At 67.8% G+C, this 20775-nt stretch carries 18 protein-coding genes and 1 pseudogene; 8 read left to right on the top strand and 11 right to left on the bottom strand.

The window, feature by feature from the left end:
• Positions 1-30 precede the first annotated feature (30 nt).
• From ACFY1E_RS33450 to ACFY1E_RS33435, 4 genes are all read right to left on the bottom strand, one after another.
• The gene (locus ACFY1E_RS33450; RefSeq protein WP_389082637.1) at positions 31-429 is read right to left on the bottom strand and encodes an SH3 domain-containing protein; all 399 of its coding nucleotides are present in this window, start codon (positions 427-429) and stop codon (positions 31-33) included.
• Between the two features lie 207 nt (positions 430-636).
• Positions 637-1884, bottom strand: coding sequence for an ATP-binding protein (locus tag ACFY1E_RS33445; protein ID WP_389082635.1), 1248 nt, complete (start codon positions 1882-1884; stop codon positions 637-639).
• Positions 1881-2606 (bottom strand): hypothetical protein, encoded by a 726-nt coding sequence (locus ACFY1E_RS33440; protein WP_389082632.1) that lies wholly within the window; start codon positions 2604-2606, stop codon positions 1881-1883. Before ACFY1E_RS33440 ends, ACFY1E_RS33445 begins: the two co-directional genes overlap by 4 nt.
• A 116-nt stretch (positions 2607-2722) precedes the next feature.
• Positions 2723-3229, bottom strand: coding sequence for a dual specificity protein phosphatase family protein (locus ACFY1E_RS33435; RefSeq protein ID WP_389082631.1), 507 nt, complete (start codon positions 3227-3229; stop codon positions 2723-2725).
• Positions 3230-3340: 111 nt separating this feature from the next.
• Between ACFY1E_RS33435 and ACFY1E_RS33430 the strand changes: the two genes are divergently transcribed.
• Positions 3341-4144, top strand: coding sequence for a nuclease-related domain-containing protein (locus ACFY1E_RS33430; RefSeq protein WP_389082629.1), 804 nt, complete (start codon positions 3341-3343; stop codon positions 4142-4144).
• 172 nt (positions 4145-4316) lie between these two features.
• On the opposite strand, the gene ligD is transcribed toward ACFY1E_RS33430, so the two are convergent.
• On the bottom strand, positions 4317-5198 hold the full coding sequence (gene ligD, locus ACFY1E_RS33425) for a non-homologous end-joining DNA ligase (protein ID WP_389082626.1): 882 nt from the start codon (positions 5196-5198) through the stop codon (positions 4317-4319).
• A gap of 72 nt (positions 5199-5270) precedes the next feature.
• Here ligD and ACFY1E_RS33420 point away from each other — a divergent pair, with 72 nt between their 5' ends.
• Entirely contained in the window at positions 5271-6305 is a 1035-nt protein-coding gene (locus tag ACFY1E_RS33420; RefSeq protein WP_389082624.1) for a Ku protein, read from the top strand.
• A 24-nt stretch (positions 6306-6329) separates the two neighbouring features.
• Here the strand turns inward: ACFY1E_RS33420 and ACFY1E_RS33415 are convergent.
• A pseudogene (locus ACFY1E_RS33415) lies at positions 6330-6589 on the bottom strand (hypothetical protein).
• Between the two features lie 390 nt (positions 6590-6979).
• Between ACFY1E_RS33415 and ACFY1E_RS33410 the strand changes: the two are divergent.
• The 3 genes from ACFY1E_RS33410 (at position 6980) to ACFY1E_RS33400 (ending at position 8989) form a co-directional block, all read left to right on the top strand.
• Complete coding sequence (locus ACFY1E_RS33410) at positions 6980-7348, top strand: hypothetical protein (protein ID WP_389082621.1); 369 nt, start codon at positions 6980-6982, stop codon at positions 7346-7348.
• Positions 7341-8111, top strand: coding sequence for a hypothetical protein (locus tag ACFY1E_RS33405; protein WP_389082619.1), 771 nt, complete (start codon positions 7341-7343; stop codon positions 8109-8111). Before ACFY1E_RS33410 ends, ACFY1E_RS33405 begins: the two co-directional genes overlap by 8 nt.
• Before the next feature lie 515 nt (positions 8112-8626).
• Positions 8627-8989, top strand: a complete 363-nt coding sequence (locus ACFY1E_RS33400; protein WP_389082617.1) for a hypothetical protein — start codon at positions 8627-8629, stop codon at positions 8987-8989.
• A gap of 1283 nt (positions 8990-10272) precedes the next feature.
• On the opposite strand, the gene ACFY1E_RS33395 is transcribed toward ACFY1E_RS33400, so the two are convergent.
• Positions 10273-10752, bottom strand: coding sequence for a hypothetical protein (locus tag ACFY1E_RS33395; RefSeq protein WP_389082614.1), 480 nt, complete (start codon positions 10750-10752; stop codon positions 10273-10275).
• A 271-nt stretch (positions 10753-11023) separates the two neighbouring features.
• Between ACFY1E_RS33395 and ACFY1E_RS33390 the strand changes: the two genes are divergently transcribed.
• On the top strand, positions 11024-12022 hold the full coding sequence (locus ACFY1E_RS33390; RefSeq protein ID WP_389082611.1) for a hypothetical protein: 999 nt from the start codon (positions 11024-11026) through the stop codon (positions 12020-12022).
• 33 nt (positions 12023-12055) lie between these two features.
• On the opposite strand, the gene ACFY1E_RS33385 is transcribed toward ACFY1E_RS33390, so the two are convergent.
• The 4 genes from ACFY1E_RS33385 to ACFY1E_RS33370 form a co-directional block, all read right to left on the bottom strand.
• The gene (locus ACFY1E_RS33385) at positions 12056-16543 is read right to left on the bottom strand and encodes a trypsin-like peptidase domain-containing protein (RefSeq protein WP_389082609.1); all 4488 of its coding nucleotides are present in this window, start codon (positions 16541-16543) and stop codon (positions 12056-12058) included.
• A gap of 4 nt (positions 16544-16547) precedes the next feature.
• Positions 16548-16847 carry a trypco2 family protein gene (locus ACFY1E_RS33380; RefSeq protein ID WP_389082606.1) on the bottom strand — a complete coding sequence of 100 codons (300 nt, stop codon included), beginning with the start codon at positions 16845-16847 and terminating at the stop codon, positions 16548-16550.
• A gap of 39 nt (positions 16848-16886) precedes the next feature.
• Positions 16887-17885 (bottom strand): hypothetical protein, encoded by a 999-nt coding sequence (locus ACFY1E_RS33375; RefSeq protein ID WP_389082604.1) that lies wholly within the window; start codon positions 17883-17885, stop codon positions 16887-16889.
• Positions 17886-18089: 204 nt separating this feature from the next.
• Positions 18090-18830, bottom strand: a complete 741-nt coding sequence (locus ACFY1E_RS33370) for a DUF6065 family protein (protein WP_389082602.1) — start codon at positions 18828-18830, stop codon at positions 18090-18092.
• A gap of 330 nt (positions 18831-19160) precedes the next feature.
• Between ACFY1E_RS33370 and ACFY1E_RS33365 the strand changes: the two genes are divergently transcribed.
• The gene (locus ACFY1E_RS33365; protein WP_389082600.1) at positions 19161-19730 is read left to right on the top strand and encodes a 2OG-Fe(II) oxygenase; all 570 of its coding nucleotides are present in this window, start codon (positions 19161-19163) and stop codon (positions 19728-19730) included.
• Positions 19691-20476: a DUF6065 family protein gene (locus ACFY1E_RS33360; protein WP_389082597.1), complete on the top strand. Its 786-nt coding sequence runs from the start codon at positions 19691-19693 to the stop codon at positions 20474-20476. Before ACFY1E_RS33365 ends, ACFY1E_RS33360 begins: the two co-directional genes overlap by 40 nt.
• Positions 20477-20775 lie beyond the last annotated feature (299 nt).

The following is a 20775-nucleotide window of genomic DNA, read 5'->3' as shown; positions in this document are numbered from 1 at the left end:
CCAAATAGTCGGTCTTGTGATCTCAGCGTCTCAGCACCAGCGCGGTTGTTCGTGGCCGATGACTTCGATGAAGCGGGCCGCGCCCCACGCCCAGGTGCCGTCCGGGAGGAGGTACCAGATGTTGTCGCCGTCGACGCTCTGGCCCGGGGTCTTGCAGAAGATCGAGACCCGATCGCCCCGGTGCGCCACCCGGATCACCTGACTGCCGCGGTTCGGCGCACTGCGCAGGAACAACGTCTCCGCGGTGACGACGCCCCGCGCGAGCCGGTCGTGGTCGTGGTCGTGCTCGCCCCCCTGGCCGAAGCCGGGGTCCCCGTCACCGCCGCCCCACTCGTCGTCCGCGAGGGCGGGCGAGACGGCCACGGAACTGACGAGGGCACAGGCGGCGGTGGCGGTGGCCAGGCGTATGAGGGTGGAGCGCAGGGACATGGGGGATACCTCCATGAACGGGGGCGAAGCTGACTATTCGCCACATATCCGCCACATTAGGAGGAGAGGGCGGGGCTCGCCTGTCCTGCTGGTCCATAGGGGCGCCCCTTCAGGGGTGCGAGGCTGTATCGATTTGCGGCTCCGCCGCGTGGGCGCGACAAGCCCCCACGGGCCTGTTCGCGACCGACGACCGTCGGACCGGAGCTCTCAGCCCCCCGACCCCAGGGTCAGAATCGCAACCGCCCCACCATCCACCGCGTTGGCGAACTCCAGCCGCGCCCCCAACACCTCGGCCTGCCCGACCGCAATGGTCAACCCGAGCCCGTGCCCCCGGGCACCCCCCTCGGTCCGGAACCGCTGCGGCCCATGCTCAAGCAGATAGTCCGGGTACCCGTCCCCGTGATCCCGCACGGTCACGACCGCCCCGTCCACCGTGAGAGACACCGGCGCCCGCCCGTGCTTGTGCGCATTGGTGACCAGATTCCCCAGCACCCGCTCCAGCCGCCGCCGGTCCGTCTCCACGCGGGCGTCCCGCAGGACGACGACCTCCGTGTCGGTCCCCGACGCCCGCACCACCCGCGTCGCCAGCGCGCCCAGTTCCTCCGCGTCCAGCTCCAGCTGCTCCCGCCCGGTGTCCAGCCGGGAGATCTCCAGCAGATCCTCGGTGAGCGTGCGCAGCGCGGCCACCCGGTCCCGTACCAGCTCCGTCGGCCGGCTCGGCGGCAGCAGCTCGGCCGCCGCGTGCAGCCCGGTCAGCGGGGTGCGCAGCTCGTGCGCCACGTCCGCGGTGAACCGCTGCTCGCTCAGCAGCTTGCCCTGCAGCGAGGCCGCCATCGAGTCCAGCGCGGCGGCCACGGCGGCCACCTCGTCCTGGGGGTGCGTCGGGTCCTTCGTACGGGGGTCGTCGACGCGGGCGTCCAGGTCGCCGGCGCTGATCCGCCGGGCCACCTGCGCCGTGGCGTGCAGCCGCCGCGTCACCCGGGTCACCGCGAACGCACCCACCAGCAGTGTCACCGTGATCGCCAGGCCCGAGGACCACAGGATCGACTGGTCGAGCGCGGCGATCGTATGGGACTGCTGCGAGTAGTCGACCTCGACGGCAAGCGCCCTGTTCCGGTCCGCGGGCCCCGCCGCCCACATCGTGGGATGCCCATGCTGCTCGGAGACCATCGTGCCGCGGTCCCCGTCCGCCGCCAGCTCCCGCAGCGCCCTCGGCAGCCCCGGGGGATCGACGCCGGCGCCCGGCAGCAGCGAGTCACCGGCCTCGTAGGCCTTCGTCGCGTCCGTCAGTCGCGACAGCGCGAGGTTGCGGGCCTGGCCGACGGTCTGGTTCGTCACGGACACATGCACGAGCACGCCGAGCAGCGCGGCGAGCGCGCAGCACATCACGGTGATGAAGACGGCGGCTTTCAGGGCGAGCGTGCCGGCCCACTGGGGGAGCGCGAGCCTCGTCATGGGGTCGCCGAGGGGGAGGCGGAGGGCGATGCGGAGGGGTGCGACGGGCGCTCGCGCTTGCCGATGTGCAGCATCTCGTCGTGGGTCAGCAGCATCACGCGCTGGTTGGGGTCCCAGGTCCACTGGAAGCGGTACTCGTAGTCGGCGAGATCGGACGGCGCGTGGATGATCACGGAACGCCCGGCCAGCTCGACGCCGCTCACCGCGTCGTTGTTCGACATGACCTGGACCACCCGGCCCGCCTCGACGGTGTAGACGCGCACGGCCGTCTGGTTGCCGGGCAGCAGCCGGAAGCCCAGCGTCAGGTCGGCACGCCCGTCGCCGGTGACGTCCCGGTAGTACGCCTTGAGCAGCGGACACTTCGGGTTCGCCGGCTGCTTGCCGCAGTAGGCCATACGGCGGGCCGTCTCGCGGTACGGCGCCTTGGAGCCGGAGTAGTCGGCCGGGTGCTGGGACATCTCGGCCTTGACCACGGCCACCGGGTCCACCTTGCGGATGTCGTCGTCCGGGGCCGTGATGCCCTTCATGACCTCGGCCTCGCCGTTGTCGTAGTCCCAGGCCGGACTGGCCGCCGGGCTCAGACTGGGCCACAGCTTGTCCGGGCTGGTCGCGGTCGGGGTCGACCCGGCGCCCTGCAGTCCGCCCGCGTCACCGCAGCCCGCCGCCAGCAGGGCGAGGAGGGCCGTGACGAGGGCTGCGCATGCGGCGCGAGTGCGGAGCACTGTACTCCTGTGGCTGAGAACGATCGGTGACCCGGTACACCCTATTCGTCCGGCGAAACGATTACCTCGCTACCCGGCCTGCCTGCGATACGGCCGCTCGTGACCTGGTCGCCGGGCTATTCGGCCAGCTCCTCCAGCAGCCGTGCCGTGGACAGCCCCGCCCGCAGATAGTCCACGAACAGTTCGTTGTGCAGCGCCCAGGGGGAGCGGCGGGACCGTATCAGCCGTATCGCCTCCTCGGTGGCGTGCCCCCGGCGGACCAGGGCGTGCGCGACGACCAGCCCCGAGCGGTTGTACCCGTGATAACAGCGGACGAGGACCCTGCGGCCCTCGTCCAGTGCCTCGCCCGCGGCCTGCGCCAGGCGCATCACGCCCGCGAGCTGGGTGCCGTCCAGCGGCCCGTCCGGTATCGCCCACACATGGTGCTCCACACCGGGGTCGGGCCCGTGCCCCGGCAGTCTCAGCAGGGTCTGTACGAGATCGAACTCGTCCCGCACGACGGCGAACTCCAGTTGCCCGGTGCGACCCCTGAACTCGTGCCCGCCCATCCACAGTCCGGGCACGATCTCGCTCCACGGGCTGTCCGGAGCCGGTACGTCGGGCTGCTTCCTGCGGGTACGCAATCACGCCTCCCCAAAGCGCCGCTTCCGTGGAGCCCAACTCCTCTTCAAAGGTAGCCGGGTTCTTGCCCGCGGAGCACCCCGCCTGTTCCCATGGTCAAGGGGTGATGGTGCATGACCGGACTGCGTGTCGTACCGTCCTGGCGGCACGGCCAGGAGCGGCTCTACGTATGCCTCGCGGACGGGCGGAACGTCGCCTGGTACGACAGGGAGGCCGCCAGGGTCAACCTGCTCAGCGAGGACGAGAGGGAGGGCGTGCTGCAGGCCCTGGGCCCCTTCCTCACCGGGCCGGTGGCCGTCGGCCCGCCGCCGGTCCCGACCCCGGCCGAGCTGGCCCGGCTCTCCCTCCACCCGGACGACGACCTGGCGCCCAACCGCCCCGGGGAGGCGCTGCTGGTCGCCCTGGACCGGGAGCCCGGGCCGCCGCACCGGCTGCGTCCGGACCCGCGCCGCCGGGCGCTGGCGGCGGAACAGACGGTCGGCGAGGCCCTGGACCGCCTCGACGGCGCGGGCTGGCACGCCCTGCACTCGATCCCGCTGCCCGGCGGCGACCGCATCCACCACCTGGCGATCGGCCCGGGCGGCCTGTTCGCCGTCCATACGGTGTACGCCCGTAAGCAGAAGGTGACGGTCGCCGACCCCATGGTCACCCTGGGCCGCCGCGAGCCCCACCCGCTGCTGCGCCGCGTCCGCGCGGACGCCGACCGGGCGTCGTACGCGCTGACGGCCGAGGTCCACCCGGTCCTGGTCCTCGCGGAGCCCGCGGACGTCGTGATCCCGGCCCCGCTACGTGAGGTCCGCGTCCTGAAGGACACCGACATCGAGGGCCTGGCCCGCCTCGGCGGCGTGCTCAAGCCGGCGGACGTGGAGGCGCTGCACGCGATGGCGCGGGACCGGGGGACGTGGACGCGGGTGTGAGGACTGCTGGGCGGTCTCTTTCAGGCCGTCCGGACCGTCTCAGGCCGTCCGGACCGTCTCAGGCCGTCCGGACCGTCTCAGCCGGTCCGGCGTTTGAGGACGAGGCCGTTCAGGCCGAAAGGGGGTCTGGGGGCGCAGCCCCAGGACGGCACACGTGCGACCGGGCAGCGGGTCAGGGCAGGGGCGCCGCACCGGCAGGGTCGAGCAGCGGGGCGAGCAGATCGCCGTAGTCCTGGAGGCGGGGCGCAAGATCGGGTGCCTGGAACGTCAGCTGCGCAGCCGACCCGCACTCCTCGACCTCGGTCCAGGTGACGGGCGCGGAGACGGTGGGCTCGGGCCGGGCGCGCAGCGTGTAGGGCGTGGCCGTGGTCTTGCGGGCGGCGTTCTGGCTCCAGTCGACGAAGACCTTCCCGGGCCTGAGGCTCCGGGTCATCCGGTGCAGGGCGAGCCGGGGCATGGCCCGCTCGGCCTCGACGGCGAGCTGCTTGGCGTACTCGCTCACCTGCTCGGACGGGGTGGGCCGTACCGCTGCGAGCAGGTGCAGCCCCTTGGACCCGGAGGTCTTGGCGAAGGCGTCGATGCCGTCGGCGGCGAGCCGCTCCCGCAGCCAGAGGGCGACCTCACAGCAGTCGACGACGGTCGCGGGCGCCCCCGGGTCGAGATCGAAGACGATCCGGTCGGCGACGCCGGGGTCCTGGACGAGCCACTGCGGCGTATGGAACTCGGTGACGAGGTTCGCGGCCCACATCAGGCTCGACAGGTCCTGTACGAGCACCATCCGCGCAGGCCCCTCCATCCGCGGCACCTCGGCGGTGGTGACCCAGTCGGGCGTACCGGGGGGCACGTTCTTGGCGAAGAACACCTGTCCGTCCGGCCCGTCGGGATACCGCAGAAAGGAGACGGGCCGGTCGCGAAGATGAGGAAGAAGGTGTTCGGCGGTGGTGGCGTAGTAGTGCAGCACCTCACCCTTGGTGAACCCGGTCGCGGGATACAGCACCTTCTCGAGGTTGCTGAGCGCGAGCCGTCGCCCCTCCACCTCTGTGATCGGCGTCATACGATGAGAATCTCACGCAAACCGCAATGAAACTGAGTGAACGCTGCAAACGGATCAAAACCGACCGAAAGGGTGCTGCACGTGCGATCCATCTGGAACGGCGCCATCTCGTTCGGCCTGGTCAGCATCCCGATCAAGCTGGTGAACGCCACCGAGAGCCACTCGATCTCCTTCCGCCAGATCCATGTGGAGGACGGCGGCCGGATCCGCTACCGCAAGGTCTGCGAACTGGAGGACAAGGAGGTCAGCGGGGCTGAGATCGGCAAGGGGTACGAGGACGCGGACGGCACGATCATCCCGATCACGGACGAGGACCTGGCCCATCTGCCGCTCCCCACGGCGAAGACGATCGAGATCGTGGCCTTCGTTCCGGCGGACAGCATCGACCCCCTCCAGATGGACGCGGCGTACTACCTGGCGGCGGGCGGCGCCCCGGCGGCAAAGCCGTACACGCTGCTGCGTGAGGCCCTGAAACGCAGCAACAAGGTGGCGATCGCCAAGTTCGCCCTGCGCGGCAGGGAACGGCTGGGCATGCTGCGGGTGGTGGAGGACGCCATCGCCATGCACGGCCTCCTGTGGCCGGACGAGGTGCGCGCCCCCGAGGGGGTGGCCCCCGACGCAAAGGTCAGCATCAACGACAAGGAACTCGACCTGGCGGACGCCCTGATGGACACCCTGGGCGGCATCGAACTCGACGAACTCCACGACGAGTACCGCGAGGCACTGGAGGAGGTCGTCGCCGCAAAGGCGGCGGGCGAGGCCCCACCGGAGGCCCCGGAACCGGCGACGGGCGGCAAGGTCCTGGACCTCATGGCAGCACTGGAGAAGAGCGTGAAGGCCGCCAAGGAGTCGCGCGGCGAGGAGGAGCCGGCAGAGGTCAGAAGCCTCCCTCCCCGCAAGTCGGCCCGAACGGCCCCGAAGCAGGCGGGCGGAAAGAAGTCGACGTCCACGGCCAAGAAGACGACGGCGAAGAAGACGACGGCGTCGGCCTCTGCCAAGAAGTCGACGGCGAAGTCCGCACAGCCGACGAAGAAGACGGCGGCGAAGACAACCACCGCAAAGAAGACCCCCGCCAAGAAGACGACGTCCCGCAAACGCACGGCCTGACACCGTTCCACTCCGTCGCGGAGCTCAAATCTCGATGACCGTCTCGCGCGCCCCGCGGAGTGCGGTGAGGTCATCCGGATCGGACGTGAGCACGGTTACGGGCGGCGGCGGGGGCGGCGAGAGCTGTCGCACCCACCAAGGTCGCCGCGGACGCGATCACGCGCAGGTCATCGGCGCGGGAGGGCGAGCCAGGCGGTGACCGTTCGGTTGCGCAGTACGGCCTAGGCCAGTCCTTCGCCGCCCAGCACCAGCGTGCCGCCCGGGGTGGCGGAGGACCGTGTCACGCTGCGGACGCCCTGTCACCGGTCTGCTGTGCGCTTGCCTGATGCAGCTGGGCGCGCAGCGCCTGCACCTCGTCCCCGCTGATGGGGCCGTGCTCTGCCTCTGCGACCTTGTCGCGCGGCGCGTGCGATCGCTGCGAACTGGCGGAGGGACGCGACACGTCGGGCCCGTTCTGAGCGGGTGTTCTGCGGCTTTCACCCGGTGCGACCTTGAGTCCGAATGGTGCCCATGGATCAAGTATTCATAAAAGATCACAAGAGGTTATGGAGCATTAGCTTCCCGGACAAACCCCCGCTCTGGAATGCTGAACCGCATCAGCTGCGAGCATTGCTCAGGGGGAGGCTATGCAGTGGACGACGTGCATCACTTGTGGCGCACTGGGTGGCCTTGTCGTGGAGATCGTGGTCTTCTACGGGCGTATCGCTGCGTGGCAAGCGGCCCGCCATCGCGCCCTGTCGAGAAACAAGGCGAGAGATCAGCTACCGCCGCTCGGCAAGTACATCGATGCACCCTCCGACGCCCTGGCGGCCCTTACCCGGCTCTCCTTGGGCGCGAGCGCCGGATGGATCTTCTCCCCCCAGTTGACCGGAGCATTCGCGGCTGTCGCGGTTGGAGCCTCAGCTCCGGCGCTGCTGCGGCAACTCGGCAGCGCGAAGACCGTCCAAGCGGCGATCAACGGAAGTCGCCCCGCCGTTACGGCCCTGGAACCGGTCCAGCACTCCGCCACGGTGCCGGATGGGGCGGAGGTCGGCCATGAGTAATCTTCGTCAACGCTATTGGGCGTCGCTGACTGATTCCAGGGACGACAACGTTGAATCGCTGGACCGCATCATCGAACACGGGCGACGGAAAGACCAGACCCTGTGGCGCAGGTACCTCGCCTCGTTGCTCGACATCGAACTGACGGGAAATGTCTCGGCCGGGAACTCAAAATACAGTCCGATCACTGCAGTCCGGGGCATCATCGCTCCCGTCCGTGGGGGCTGGCTGGCCATCGCGGCTTCCGCGCTTCTGGTCTTCGGTGCCGGGTTCGGTACCTCGTTCTTTCTGAACGACCAGAGAGCAGCGGCGTCGCCGGTGGTCATCGGTGCCGCGCCCACGCTGCCCGCAGGGGCGCACAAGGAGGACGGAGGGTATGCCTGGGTCCTGCCCAAGGGCTGGAGGCGGGATGTGAAGACGGGCACCGAGGTGCACTACACCTCCCCGGACGGCACTCAGGAGCTCGTAGCCAAGTCCTCACTCGCTCGGGGCGACCTGATGCATACATGGCAGATCTCGGAGCAGGCCGCCTCCCAAGCCGAGAACTATCGAAGGATCAGTTTCCAAAGGGCTACTTTCCGCGGCTGGCCCGCGGTCGTCTGGGAATACACCTTCACGTTGCAGGGGAGGAAATGGCACGCCCTGCTCCTCGGCTTCGATGCCTACGGCAAGTCCTACCAGATCAACACCTGGTACCAGCCCGAAACAGGGGTCCAGGCGCTCAAGATCTACAGCGTGGTGAAAGACAGCTTCACCGTGCTGTGAACTGTCCGAAATTCTCTTTCTCGTCGTCCAGGTCTTCCCTGACCCACCCGCCCTGGAACGGCTGGTGACCGCCGTGCTTTTCGAGATGCGCGACGAGTGGATCGCCTTCCCCCTTCTGATCAGCCGCGTCTGACAGGAAGCTCAGGCGCTGGCGCTCCCGCCGGCCGTTTTGGCCTCGCCGCTGACTGCCCGTCGACGGTCGGCAGGAGGTCGCCAACCGCCGCATTGAGGACCTGCTGCGCGAGTATGAGTGACGAGCGATGTCGGCGGGTTTGGTGTTGTTCCCAGAGGACATCCCGTTGTCGCCGGTATTGGTCAGCTGAGCCGCGTGTTCACACGGTGCGGGACGCGCGAAGCGGCATCGTTATCTGCCTCAAGGGCGCCAGAAAGGCTCAGCTCACGTTGCGGCCAGCGTTCGTCAGCTCCCGCATTGGCCGGAAGAACCCTCCTGACCCAGTCGTTCCGCCACCAGACTCTCGGGCATGAACATGATCAGGAGAACCGCCATCGTTGGTATGGCAGCCGCTTCTCTCGCGGTCACCGCACTGGTCACGGCTCCCGCGGCCTCCGCCACCTCCTACAACGGATGCACATACCCCCGCGTCTGCTTCTATCTCACCGACAGCCAGTGGAACGGTGGGACCCCCACAGCTGCGTACCAGGACGTCACCAGCGGCTACCAGAACCTCGGCCCCAACAGCCGCGGCGCCAACTGGGTGAACAACACCCGCAACGACGACCGGGCCTATCTCCGCTACATCGTCAACAGCACCGGTGCAACGCAGTACCTCTGCCTCCTGCCGAACTACCACGTCAACTTCTCCTCGGCCTTCACCGTGACCGGCATCAGGATCGACACCGCGGCCACCTGTCCCTGAGCCCGTCCACAGGTCCGGAGCCCATCCGTTGTGCGGTGGCGCCGGGCCGCTTCACAGTGGACCGACGGGGAGTCGCTTCCGCGCTCCTGGTCCCTGGATCCGTCGGGGAGCCTTCGTCATTTCCGGGGACTGGCCTCGGCCGATTCCTCAAGATCCCGTCCACAAATAGTCCACAGACTGCGGCACATGGCCGCCCAGCGTTGCGTACGGCTGCATATACACGAAGACCCCGGCCTCAGCGTTTCCGCTGGTGACGGGGTCTTTGGGCACCTCAGAAAGGGTGCCCCCGGCAGGATTCGAACCTGCGCACACGGCTCCGGAGGCCGTTGGATTCCCGCGCGTTTTCGCAGGTCAACGGCCTACCTGACGAATTGTCAGGCTCGCCGTCCCGCGCATGTCCCGCGGGAATGAAATGCCCGGTTCGATCGTCTTGTCTCGATCATTCCCTGTGGTGGTCGATCCATGCCTCGTGACGTAGATCACGACTTCCTTGGTCGAGCGTAGGGGGTATATGGTGCGCCCCTCAATCGAACAGCAGGGCGGTCTGGAGTGCCGTAGGTAGGAGGAGTGAGCCGGTTGCGCGCCTGGCTCGCTCGGGGCGCTCCCACGCGGTGGCCGGGGGTACGGGTGGTCGGCGACTGTGCCCCGCGGCTTCTCGTCCTGATGGGCTGGAGCGGGTGCCCGTGCCGGGGTTCCGGCTCCGGCGAGGGCTCGGCCCAAAGTCCATCGCCGAGGCTGTGCGCGAGCCGACGCGGCGGCCCTGCCCCGCATGGTGAGTGGCGTTGGCCGGAGGGCAGGACTCTATCGGGCCCCGGCAGCGAGCATGCGAGTCGGACGCCGGGCGGATTGCGACGGCTGCAATCTGGCGGGCGAAGGCCGGCTCTGGCCGGTCAGTACATTCCGACGCTGGGATGCGCAGTGGTGGCTGTGCGCCCTTTTGCCTCGTGGCCCTGGGCGTGCGGATCACAGGTGAGTCGGCTGGCCCCGGAAGTGTGTGCGCGAGGACCGGCCGCACCTGGTCGTGAATGCAGACGGCTGTCGTGTGAAGTTGCGGGATCGGTTCGGGGTGCGGCGGGTGTGGCGGTCAGGGAGTGGCGGTGGATCTCCAATTGTGCGTGTGATCCCCGGTTTCGGTAACCGGGGATCGCGTGGTATGGCCGTAACGGCGACAAGTGGCTCGTTTCCTCGCCCGCGGTCAATGGCGGTGGATCTTCCTTGGCCCGCGTTTTCGTAACGCCTTGGTCCGTCCATGTCGGAACACGTGGCGGAGTCTGGGTCACGACTTACCCGCCGATTCCAAAGGGCAACCCCTTGTGGTCCTTGCTCAGGGAATGGCGTATGGCATTGACCAGCCTCACCTGTGCCTGGGCGGGTGCCTGCCTGGCTTGCTCGAACTCCTCGGCACTTAGCGGGTTGTGTCGTGGGTTGCGTTCCCCTCGTGCCACCTGGTCCAGAAAAGAATTGATGGCGCTGCCAAAAACGTCGATCTCCATCGCGACTTCCGTGGGAGCAATCAGGCTCACGCGCATCAAGGTCGCGCTCCAGTCGCCCCAGTCGTAATCCCATGCGCGCCGGTCGGCATGCGCTCGTCTGAGCTCCATGGTGAACTTCGCGTAGTGGCTGAACAGTTCCTGATAGGCCACGAGTTGCTGATCACGTATCCAGTGGCGATCCTGAGCGCGACGCGTGAGGATACCGCCGACCAGCACGCCCACCGTGGCGGAAAGCGCACCAGCGGCCGTTGTCACCAGCGTGTCCAGCACCGCATCCCCCTTGACGTCCGACGCCGCCCCTCCGGCAAGACGAAAATACCGATCATCAGTCCTCGGCGGCAGCGATCAGTTCACTTCCGCCGACCTGAGGGCCCTATCACGTTGTCGCACAAAATCAGCGCTTCTCCCGTAATCAGATGCCATCCCGAACAACTGACGACCTCCACCCGTCAATCCTGCGTGACCTGAGTGCACCCGCGCTGGTGGATGCTCGAATGGACATTCCGGGCAGCCATGCCCCGCCGATCAGAAGGAGGCGGGCATGGACCCAGACGAACAACGAAACGGCGCCACACCGAACCCCGAACAGACAGCGGACCGATACCCGGCGCAACTGCATGGTGAGGGACGAGAGGACCACGGCAGCGCGGTCGCGGATCTGGCGGGCGCGTTCGGGGCAGAGCTGGTGAGGGCCATCCGCGCGGGCCTGGCCCAGGGCGCCAGCCCCGTGAACGGCTCCCGCGGACCGTCCAACCTGAGCTGGTACGCCTTCGCGTCCCTGTACGCGCAGGCCCACTGGTCCGGCAGGGCGGCGAAGACCCGGGACGAGGTCAGCGAGGCACTGACCGCCGTCACCGTGGCGATGCTCGGGGATCTTCCGGGAAGGCCGACGGACCAGCCACTGCGCCGTGCTCTGCGGCACTGGGCTTTTGTCGTGCCCGGGCCGGGGCAGGGGGAGATGCCGGCGCAGGACCGGCTGGTGCTGCAGTGGGTGGCGAAGGCGTCCCGGCCCCTGGTCGACCTGCACGATCCGGTTCTGGCGCGTGATGTGCTGGAGTCGTTTCGCCGCAAGCTCGACGGGGGTGAGGCGGCGGTGGGGACGATGCGCCGCAAGCGCAAGGTGCTGGTGCACGCGCTCCGCTACGCCGTGGAGCGGCGCGAGTTGGGCAGTCATCCGCTCGCGAAGATCCAGTGGGGGGTGCCCAAGCCGGCCATCGCGGTGGATCCGCGGGTGGTGGCCAACCCGTACCAGGCACGGGAGTTGCTGAGCGCTGTCTCCTATGTGGGTGGGTACCGAAGGGCTCGTGGCCGTCGGCTGGTCGGGTTCTTCGCCGGCATGTACTACGCGGGTTTGCGTCCCGAGGAGGCTGTCGCGGTGGCGCTGCCGGACTGCCGCCTGCCCAGGGGCGGCTGGGGACTCCGGCGCAGGGTGCGGTACTGCGGCGCCTGCGAGAGCGTTCACGTACAGGGGCGGGGCACCCGGTCGAAGACTGCCAGGTGCCCCCCTGTGCGTACCGGGCTTGAATCCGGTGGAGGGTGAGGGCCGCTGTTGCGGCGCGGCCACCTACACCGTTCAGTCCGAGAGATCGGCGACCCGCTGGCGCAGTGAGGCATGGACGGTCTGGGGGCTGGTCACCCATACTCGCACAGCGCCGTCCTCGCAACCGCTGACAAGTTCCTCTCCATCGGAGCGAAAGGCCACTGCCCACACCGCGCCCGGGTGGGCATAGGTGACCAGCAGGTCGGCGCCGTCGGTATAGTTCCACAGCCGGACGCCGCCGTCTTGGCTGCCGGTGGCGAGGTGGGTGTGGGCCGGGTTGAACCGCGCAGCGTGCGACTCGCCGGTCGCCAGTCTGCGTACCTCTCGTTGGTCGTGCACGTCCCACAGTCGGGTGGTGCCGTCGCCGCTCGACGTGAGCACGAACCGGCCGCTGCGGCTCCAGTCAACCGCGTGCAGCGGCGCGGTGTGTGCGGAGAGTCGGACCGGTTCGGCGCTGGAACCGGGCTGCCAAATGCGGGCTTCGGTCTGCCAGTCGGCGACGGCGATGTGCTCACCGGTCGGGCTCCACGCCACATCCTCGACGAGCTGATCGCCCGCCAGACGCGAGCGCTCCCGCAAGCCGTCGGATGACCACACGATCACGGAGCCATCGTGGGCGGTGGAGGCCAGCAGCAGCCCGTCGGGACTCCACCGCACCGCGGTGACCCGGTCCCGGTGGCCGTCCACGGTGGAGTCCATCGCCAGGGTAGACGCGTCGCGGATGCTGATCCTTCCGTCATGGCCGCCGATGGCGAGACTGCGACCGCTGGGGCTCCACTCGACCGCAGCGGCGTCGGTGGCGAGCTCGGTCGGGGGGCCGTCGCCGTCGACCTCCCAGATCCGCACCAACCCGTCCTGGCCCGCCGAGGCGATCCGGCGCCGGTCGGGATGCCAGGCGACGCTGAGCACACGGCCGTCGTGCTGACCAACGATTCGCGCCACAAATCCCTCATCGACGCTCGTGACGCGGGCGGTGGCGTCTTCGCTGCCGGACAGGAGCAGCCGACTGTCGGGGCTCCATGCCACGCCGGAGGCCCAGCCGACGTGGCCGGGTAGCACGTCGACGGCCTGCCCGAGATCGACGTCGAGGACACGAACCTTCCCGTCCTCGCCGCAGACGGCCACTCGCCGCTGCATGGGCGACCAGGCCGCGCCGTAAAGCGGCGTGGCGGTCACCTGAAGGCGGTGTACCGGCGTAAATCGCTCGGCGTCCCACAAGCAAACGCTGCCGTCCTCGCTCGCAGTCAGTAGCTCGGCTCCGTCGCGGCTCCAGGCGACCGCAGGCACCGGCCCGTCGTGCAGCTGTAGCGTGGCAATTCGCTCGCCGCTGTCGACCTCCCAGACTGCGGCGGTGTGATCGTAACTTCCGGTGCAGATCCGCCCACCGTTCGGATGCCATTCGGCCGAGCGTACCCAGTCGTTGTGGCCCTCCAGGACGCGGATTGTTGTGCGGGTATCGACGTCCCAGATCCGGGCCGTGTTATCGAGACTGCCGGTCACCGCGAGCAGACTGTCGGGGCTCCATCGCACTGAGGACACCCAGTTGGCATGACCGCGCAACGTGCCAATTTCCTTCTTGCTCTCGACGTCCCAGATGCGGGCAGTACCGTCCCATCCGCCGCTGAGTAGCCGTGCGCCAGCGCTGTCGAAGTCGAGCGACGTTACACAGTCTTGGCCAGCCTCGATCACGGCCAACAGCCGCCCACGGCCGACGTCCCAGAGTCGGATCGTGCGGTCGTAGCTCGCGGTGGCGGCGCACCGACCATCGGGATGCCACGCAACTGCCGAGAGTCGGTCGGCGTGTCCGCGCAAGATCCGGCGGATCTTCGCCTGGCTGAATACCCTGAACATTGTCCGCTGTACGAGTGGGATATCCCCGCTGTCGTCCGCGGCCTGCAATGCGAGCACCATCGCTTGCTCCGGCGCGGCCTCGAGCTCGAAGATGGCCTGTCCGGAGCGGGCGAGAGTCCGGTCGGACTGCTCGCGGGCTACTACGGTGTCTTGCGCGACCCGGCTTGAGGTGAGGAACACGTCTTCCAGTCGGCTCAACAGTCCAACGTTGCGGGTGGCCCAGTCGCTGGCGGCGGCAAGGCGCAGCCCGCGGTACAGATAACTGTCTTCGCGCTCATGGTCTGCCCACTCCTGCGCGGCTTCGGTGAGCAGCCGATGCGTGCGCAGATCGGCGGTGTCCTGCTGCAGCCAGGCGATGAGCGTGTCCCAGTTGTCAATGAGTGCCTCATGCACGATCTCCACGGTGTCGCGGCCGACGGTGACCAGCCGGGCGTCGCGGTGCGAGAGTTTGAGGATCACCTGCTCGATTTCCTGCGGGTCGGCGTCGACGAGATCGAGTTCGTGCCGGGGGACGCGCCGTCGCGTGTACGCCCCGTCGCGGAATGCCACAAGCCGCAGGAACATCAGTCGGGCGAGCTCCCGCTGGCGGTCATCGAGGCGCGCGTAGGTGTCGTTGGCCAGCCGGTTCAAAGCGCCGCCGATCCCGCCGACGGCGTCGTAGTCCGCGTGAGTGAGCCACACACCGCGGCGGTGACGCCAGAGTGCAGCAAGCGCGGTCTGCAGTAGCGGCAGCGCCCCCGAGCGTCCGCGCATGTCGGCCAGCACGCGGTCGACGAGACCACGTTCGAACAGCGCGCCAACGTGCTGCGCCGGCATGAGCATCGCCTCGCGCAGCGAGGCATCATCGAGTGGCCCGAGCAGCAACTGGCCGGCCGCGAGCATTTCGCGCAACTCGGTGAAGCCGAGGCAGTGCTGGACGAAGTCGGCGCGCAGTGTGATGACGATCCGAACCTCGCCGGTGAGGGACTCCGCGGCCCGGCGCAGGCTCTGGATGAAATGCAGCTGTGCATCGATGTCTCCGCGTTGACGCGGTTTGAGGGTGAAGACCTCCTCGAACTGGTCGACGATGAGCAACAGCCGGTCGATCCGGTCATCGACGGCGACGAGGTCGTGCACAAGCTTGCCGAATTCGTCTGGGTCGCGGAGCAGTTGCCGCTCGAGGTCGGCGGCCGTGACCTGGTGCCCAGAGACCAGGAGCGTGGCGAGTCGGGTCGCCATCGCGCGTAACGGCCAAGGGCCGGGCACCATGGTGGCGACCAACGTCCGCTCTCCGACGGCTGGCACTAGTCCTGCCATCACCAACGACGACTTGCCGGAGCCAGAGGCACCCACCACTGCGGTAAATGGAGCGCGGCTCACCTGTTCGATGAGACGTGCGGTCTCCGCCGAGCGCCCGAAGAACAGCGGCGCCTCGCTGGCGGTGAAGGCCCGCAGACTCGGGAACGGCGCTGGGTCGTCGGGCAGTACGGTCTGCGACCGTTGGGGCGCGAGTCCTTCAACGGTGGCGATCAGCTCGGCGGTCATGGCCGGCTCGTGTAGCGCGGTACGCAGGTCGACGGCGAGCTGCTTGGACAGGAATGCAGGCAACAGCCGCGCGGAGGCGCCAGGCAGCAAGATGGGTACGATGCGCAGGTTGCTGCGCTGGCGGCTGGCGTACTCGACGGCGGCGCGGATGCTGCTGGACCGCTGGGTAGTGACGCCATCTGGCCCGACGAGCACGGCCACTGTTTCTGTCTGATCCAGCGCGGCCCCAATCGGGTCGGGGGCCACCGCATCTTCCGACGGCACCAGATCGGTCAGCGGCTGGATGCTGTGCCGCAGCAGCAGCCGTACCACCTGGTCGGCGGAGGTGTCGTCACCAGCCTCGTAGGAGAGAAAGACCGTTCGCGACGGCTGGGGTGGCGCATGCTCGCCGGCCACCGCATCGGCTGACTCGCCTAGGACGTCGACGAGTTGCTCCACCGTAGTGGGTAGGCCGGTCAGCGTTTGCAGGCAGTCGAGCTGTTCGGAGTCGAGCAGGGTGAGCCAGCCGTCAACCCGGGTCGCGGTGAGTACGCCCAAGCCGTCAGAGCGATGGTGGCGCGAGATCAGACCGATAAGTACACCGCGGGCGAATACAGCAGCGCCGGACATGCCCTCCCACGGGGAGACGTCCGGGTCGGGGTCGCGCTCCGGTGCGCCGACGCGGATCTCCAGCGTGCCCTCGCGCCGGTGCGACAATGCAGCGATGGTGCCGTGGACGTGGCTCGAGTCGCGGAACCATCCGTCGGCGGTGCGCCGCAGCTTGTACCTCGGGAAGCCGACGGAAGAGCACGACAGAACCGTGTCAATGTCGTCGACCCAGCCGAAGCGGATCGCAGGCGGAGTGCCGTCGCGTCTCTCCGGCAGCGGCCAGGCGCCCTCGAGGACTGCCACATCGATGGTCTCGTCGAGCCATGCAACCGTCGCCGAGCCCACCGTCTCACCGGAGCGGTCAGCGTCGAATCGGACCAGCACCTGTTCAGCGCCGACGACGACGTGGGCCGCGGTGAGCACCGCTGTCTCGGATACGCGATAGCCGGAGCCGCGGCGTCTGGATCCGTCGGCCAGGGTGGTGATGATCTCCGCAGCACTGTGCGGATCGAGTCGGTGCCCCGGAATCTGCCCCGAACGTCGGCCCGTTGAGGGCATGGCACTACCGCTCGCCCGGCCGCTCGCTGCCAGAGACGTACGGCGGCGAGGTGGAGCCGACCGTCCGCGGGGTGAGCGACAGCTTCACCCGCTGCAGGGACGTCGCGGCCAATCGCCCGTTGGACTCCAGATCGACGACCAAGAACCGGACCTTTGCTGAGGCCCCGCCGCTCTTCTCTACGCCGACGCTGACCTCCAGCTCGATCGGGCCGAGCTCGAACTGCAGCCCTTCGTCAGGCGCGGCCGACATCGCAACCGTCAGCTCGGAACGCAGGTCGCGAATCAGCTCATGTAGTTCGATCACGGCGGTGCCACCTGGAAATCGAGATCTATCAGAGTCAGGTCAGCCTACAGACTCGGGGCAGCCTAGCCGGTCGAAAACGATCACCCGGGCTCCGGCGCCGCTGCGGTACGCCCTGGAGGCGCGTAGGTCCCTGCCGATCTTGACGCGTAACAGCCAGCGGTCGGTGCCGTCGTATCGAGGCAGGAACGCCGGACGGCCATGCACCGCCTGGTGATTGTCGAGAAAATACATGTCACCTGGCCGGGCGACGAAAGGCCGCAAGGCCGTGTCGACGGCGGCGCTGAGCACGGCTAGAGCTTCCGCTGCGGCACCGTCCCCAGGCGCCGGTGTCATGTATACCGAGTCAGCACTGAGGTAGGGGCGGTCCTTGGTCCCGTACAGCACCGGCGCGTACTCGACCCGCCCCTCCGCGCCCACCTGCGGCATGCCAAACAACGGTTGGCGCAGGACCTCCTCGATACCGGGGTCGAGGACCAGGTCGCCGACCAGCCCGATCGTGGTCGGTACCTGCTGCGGGTTCCGCAAGCAGACGAAGGCGAGGTGGTCGGGGCGGAACCGAAAACCGGCCTCCTCGGTGTGCCAGGTCAGCTCCTCGGTGCTGCTGGTGGCACTGACATACGTCTCCGTACCAGCGACTGGCACGATGTGGTTCACCAAGTGCCCAGCCTGCGCCGAGGACAGGGCGAACGGGTCACCGACGAGCGAGGCAACCAGTACCAGCAGCATCTGATGCCGAAGGTTCGAGTTCGCTCGACTGGATCCGACGTGTTGCCAAGCCGCCTGCCAGTCTCGTGGGGTCGGACCCAATGCAGTGTCGCCGACTGGCCAGCCCTCGACCAAGAAGAGCGGCCGTTCGAGGGTGCGGCAGGTTGCAAGAAAAGCACGCAACCGCAAGGGCAGGCCGTGTGCGAGTTTCTCAGCTTCCAGCAGGAAGTCTGTGTCGTCGATGGCTCCGTGTCGCGCGGCAACCTCGGTTAGCAGCCCGTCGATTTCGTCAATCTCGCTGTCCATCAGGGTGAGGCGGTCGACTTCGGTCACCTGAGCGTTCCTCGACAGTGAAGCCCCCGTGGCGCAGGCCACGCCACGGGGAATGGACGGTTTAGCGAGTCGGAATCGGCGGTGGGGGCGGCGGCGGTGGGGGCGCCGGAGGAGTGGCCGCCTCCAACGTCGCTGGCGCATCCGGCTCCGTGACCTCCGTGGTCACCTCGGCCGATGTCTCGTCGATCGGCATGGGCAGTCTCCTCACTCGGTGTTGTCCGGCTCCGCCGGAGCGAACATGCGCAGCCGGAGCCGGTGCTGGTGGTCGTTCGGCCCTGGAATATCGCCTCCGGGGTGCCGGCCTAGGAAATAGTCCTTCTCCCAACCGGTCGGGTTGGCCTTGCTGAAGGCGGCGCGGTGCTCGGCGAAGCGGTGGTATTCGTCCGCCAGCTGCGGCTCGGACCGCAGCTCCCGCAGCTGCGGCCGCCAACTCTCCAAGTCGCCGCGGCGTTGCGGCACGAGTAGGCAGATCGGCTCTCCGTCGGTCCAGACCACGGTGCGCCCAGGGTCGGTGAGCTGCCATGAGTGGAAAGCCGGGGTGATGGCCCAGTCGGTCTCGATGACGCCCTCTAGGGAGCTCGCGCCGCCTTTGACGTGGTTGGCGGGGCCGCGCATCAACATGTTCCAGCCCCGCGGGGTCCGAAAGAGATACGGAATGCGCCAAGTCACGATGCCACTGCCGAAGTGCGTTACAGGCGGGTCGGCCCAGCCATCGGCGGTGATACACACGTCTCCTGGGCCGTCACCTCCGTTCCACGTCACGCTGGTCGTTCCTCGGTTCAGGACGTGCCAGCCGTGCTGGTTGGCGATGAGCATTGGCAAGCAACGGTTTGCGTACCGGTCGGGTGTGGCGTCTATCCACTTGCGACGTACCGAGGCAGGCTCGATGGGAAGGTGCGGAGGCTCCAATGTGTAGGCGATTAATTGCCGCCCGGAGAGGTCCATACGCTCCTCATTCGTGGCATCGCGTGACCGCCATGGTGAGGGCGGCGAACGGCCGTCGTCAAGAACGAGCGTGCAGGTTTTTCGTCTTTGTCACCTGGGCGTGAGTGGTCATGCAATTCCCCATCATCGGCACCGCGAGCACCAGGAGTGGACTCCTATCCCCGTGGTCATCGTGGTGGCAACTCTGCGTTCCGCATGGTTAGTTCTGTGATCTTTCAGCTGGGGAATTACGTGACGATCCACACTCAATTTCGCACGGCGACCTTGAGATAACCGGTTTGAGGGCATTATCGTCAGCGAGTCGGCACAGAGACCACCGGGGGCGTCGCAATGCAGATCATGGTCCGGCCGGGGTTCGCAACGGCGGCCGAGTGTGCCAGTCTCGTCGACGAGATCCGGAAGGTTAAGACGCTTGACTCGACGGTACGGATTACCCAACTGCGCACGGAGATGTCAGCGATCTCACTCAAGGAACACGGCTACGACGCCATCGAGGCGATCCGCTTGCGTGTCCTTGCTGAACTGGGCCAGTTCTTCGCCGTCGATGACCTGCGACTGGAGTGCACCATCCTGAGCGAGATGCACCCCGGGGACTTCCACCCTACGCATGCCGACAACGAGCGTCGCGTGGGTACGGCGTGGGAGCCTAACCACACCCCGTTCCGTAGCCACGCTGCGATCCTGTACCTCAACTCCAGTGGTATGGGCGGTGACTATATGGGCGGAACGCTGCGGTTCCCGGCCCGCGCGGTGGAGGTGATTCCGGCTTCGGGCACCTTGGTCGCGTTCCCTTGTAGCCGTGACTTCGAGCACGAAGTCGGCGTCGTCTCAGGCGGCCATCGCTACACGGTGGCGATCTGGTGCACCACCCACCCCGACCACGAGGAGCCGTGGCCGTGACGGACCGTGTCTTCGGGGCCTATTCATTGCACGATGAACCTGGCCTTCGCTTGGTTGCGGCGTCTCCAACCCGGGCGTGGATGACCGGCACCCCGTCCAGCTTCGCCAACCGCTGCCTGCCCCTGCTGATGGCCAACCAGGCTGGCTGGCTCGTGTGCAACGATGTGAAGGTTGAGGTCACCTGGAACGGCGAGGACGCACACGCCGGCCTTACCGTCCGCTACGACAGTGACTCGCCTGCATATGCAGCGATGAGCCATTTCGGCTGCGGAATTGTGACCTGGAACCTGCCCTGGGTTTTTCGTACACCACCCGGCTACGACCTACTCGTGCGTGGCCCGGCGAATTGGCCGAGGGACGGGGCGGCCCCACTGGAGGGCCTGGTCGAGACAGACTGGTCGCCAGCCTCTATCACGATGAATTGGAAGCTGACCCGACCCGGCCACACTGTTACATTCGCGGGCGGTGAGCCCATCTGCATGCTTGTACCCCAACGGAGAGCCGAGTTGGAGACGTTCACCCCACGCCTGCATGCGCGCGACGACGATCCCGCGTTGCGCGACGATCACGATAACTGGGCGGCGGCGCGCGGCACATTCCTGCGCGAGCTCAGCGCTCCAGGCTCTGCGGCGTCCGAGCACGGCTGGCAGAAGGACTACTTCCAGGGGCGCCGAGGCGACGGCAGCAGAGTGCCACAGCACCGTACCCGCCTTCATCTGGCCCAGTTCCCTGACACCAACTCCTGATCACGAATGACATGTGTGAATCCCGAGGTGGCCTCAACCAGTGACTATCGGTGGACCGTCGGAGGAGAAGTGTGGTTCCTTGGGAGGGGCGCCACGGCCTGGGGATCCCTCAACTCGATTGGTTCAAGCGAGTTTGACGGACAGTGAGTTCGCTGATCGGGTCACCGCACTCACCGACGTCGCTGAGACGAAGTGCCTGCCGCATTTGGTCTCCGCGGCGATGAGCCGCGCACGCCGAGAACATCTGGGACAACTGCCGCACCGACGGACAGTACCGAGTCCATTCGTTCAGATACCTC

Origin of the sequence: Streptomyces sp. NPDC001604 (genome assembly GCF_042893475.1) — a bacterium.
Taxonomy (GTDB): domain Bacteria; phylum Actinomycetota; class Actinomycetes; order Streptomycetales; family Streptomycetaceae; genus Streptomyces.
The sequence above is the reverse complement of the archived record's forward strand: the minus strand, read 5'-3'. Positions and strand labels throughout refer to the sequence as shown.

What these genes read in the sequence shown, in the direction of transcription:
- ACFY1E_RS33430 (WP_389082629.1), top strand. Translation starts at nt 3,341, where the DNA reads ATGACCGGACTGCGTGTCGTACCGTCCTGGCGGCACGGCCAGGAGCGG.
- ACFY1E_RS33385 (WP_389082609.1), bottom strand. Translation starts at nt 16,543, where the DNA reads ATGCCCTCAACGGGCCGACGTTCGGGGCAGATTCCGGGGCACCGACTC.
- ACFY1E_RS33450 (WP_389082637.1), bottom strand. Translation starts at nt 429, where the DNA reads ATGTCCCTGCGCTCCACCCTCATACGCCTGGCCACCGCCACCGCCGCC.
- ACFY1E_RS33365 (WP_389082600.1), top strand. Translation starts at nt 19,161, where the DNA reads ATGCAGATCATGGTCCGGCCGGGGTTCGCAACGGCGGCCGAGTGTGCC.
- ACFY1E_RS33405 (WP_389082619.1), top strand. Translation starts at nt 7,341, where the DNA reads ATGAGTAATCTTCGTCAACGCTATTGGGCGTCGCTGACTGATTCCAGG.
- ACFY1E_RS33445 (WP_389082635.1), bottom strand. Translation starts at nt 1,884, where the DNA reads ATGACGAGGCTCGCGCTCCCCCAGTGGGCCGGCACGCTCGCCCTGAAA.
- ACFY1E_RS33370 (WP_389082602.1), bottom strand. Translation starts at nt 18,830, where the DNA reads ATGGACCTCTCCGGGCGGCAATTAATCGCCTACACATTGGAGCCTCCG.
- ligD (WP_389082626.1), bottom strand. Translation starts at nt 5,198, where the DNA reads ATGACGCCGATCACAGAGGTGGAGGGGCGACGGCTCGCGCTCAGCAAC.
- ACFY1E_RS33400 (WP_389082617.1), top strand. Translation starts at nt 8,627, where the DNA reads ATGGCAGCCGCTTCTCTCGCGGTCACCGCACTGGTCACGGCTCCCGCG.
- ACFY1E_RS33390 (WP_389082611.1), top strand. Translation starts at nt 11,024, where the DNA reads ATGGACCCAGACGAACAACGAAACGGCGCCACACCGAACCCCGAACAG.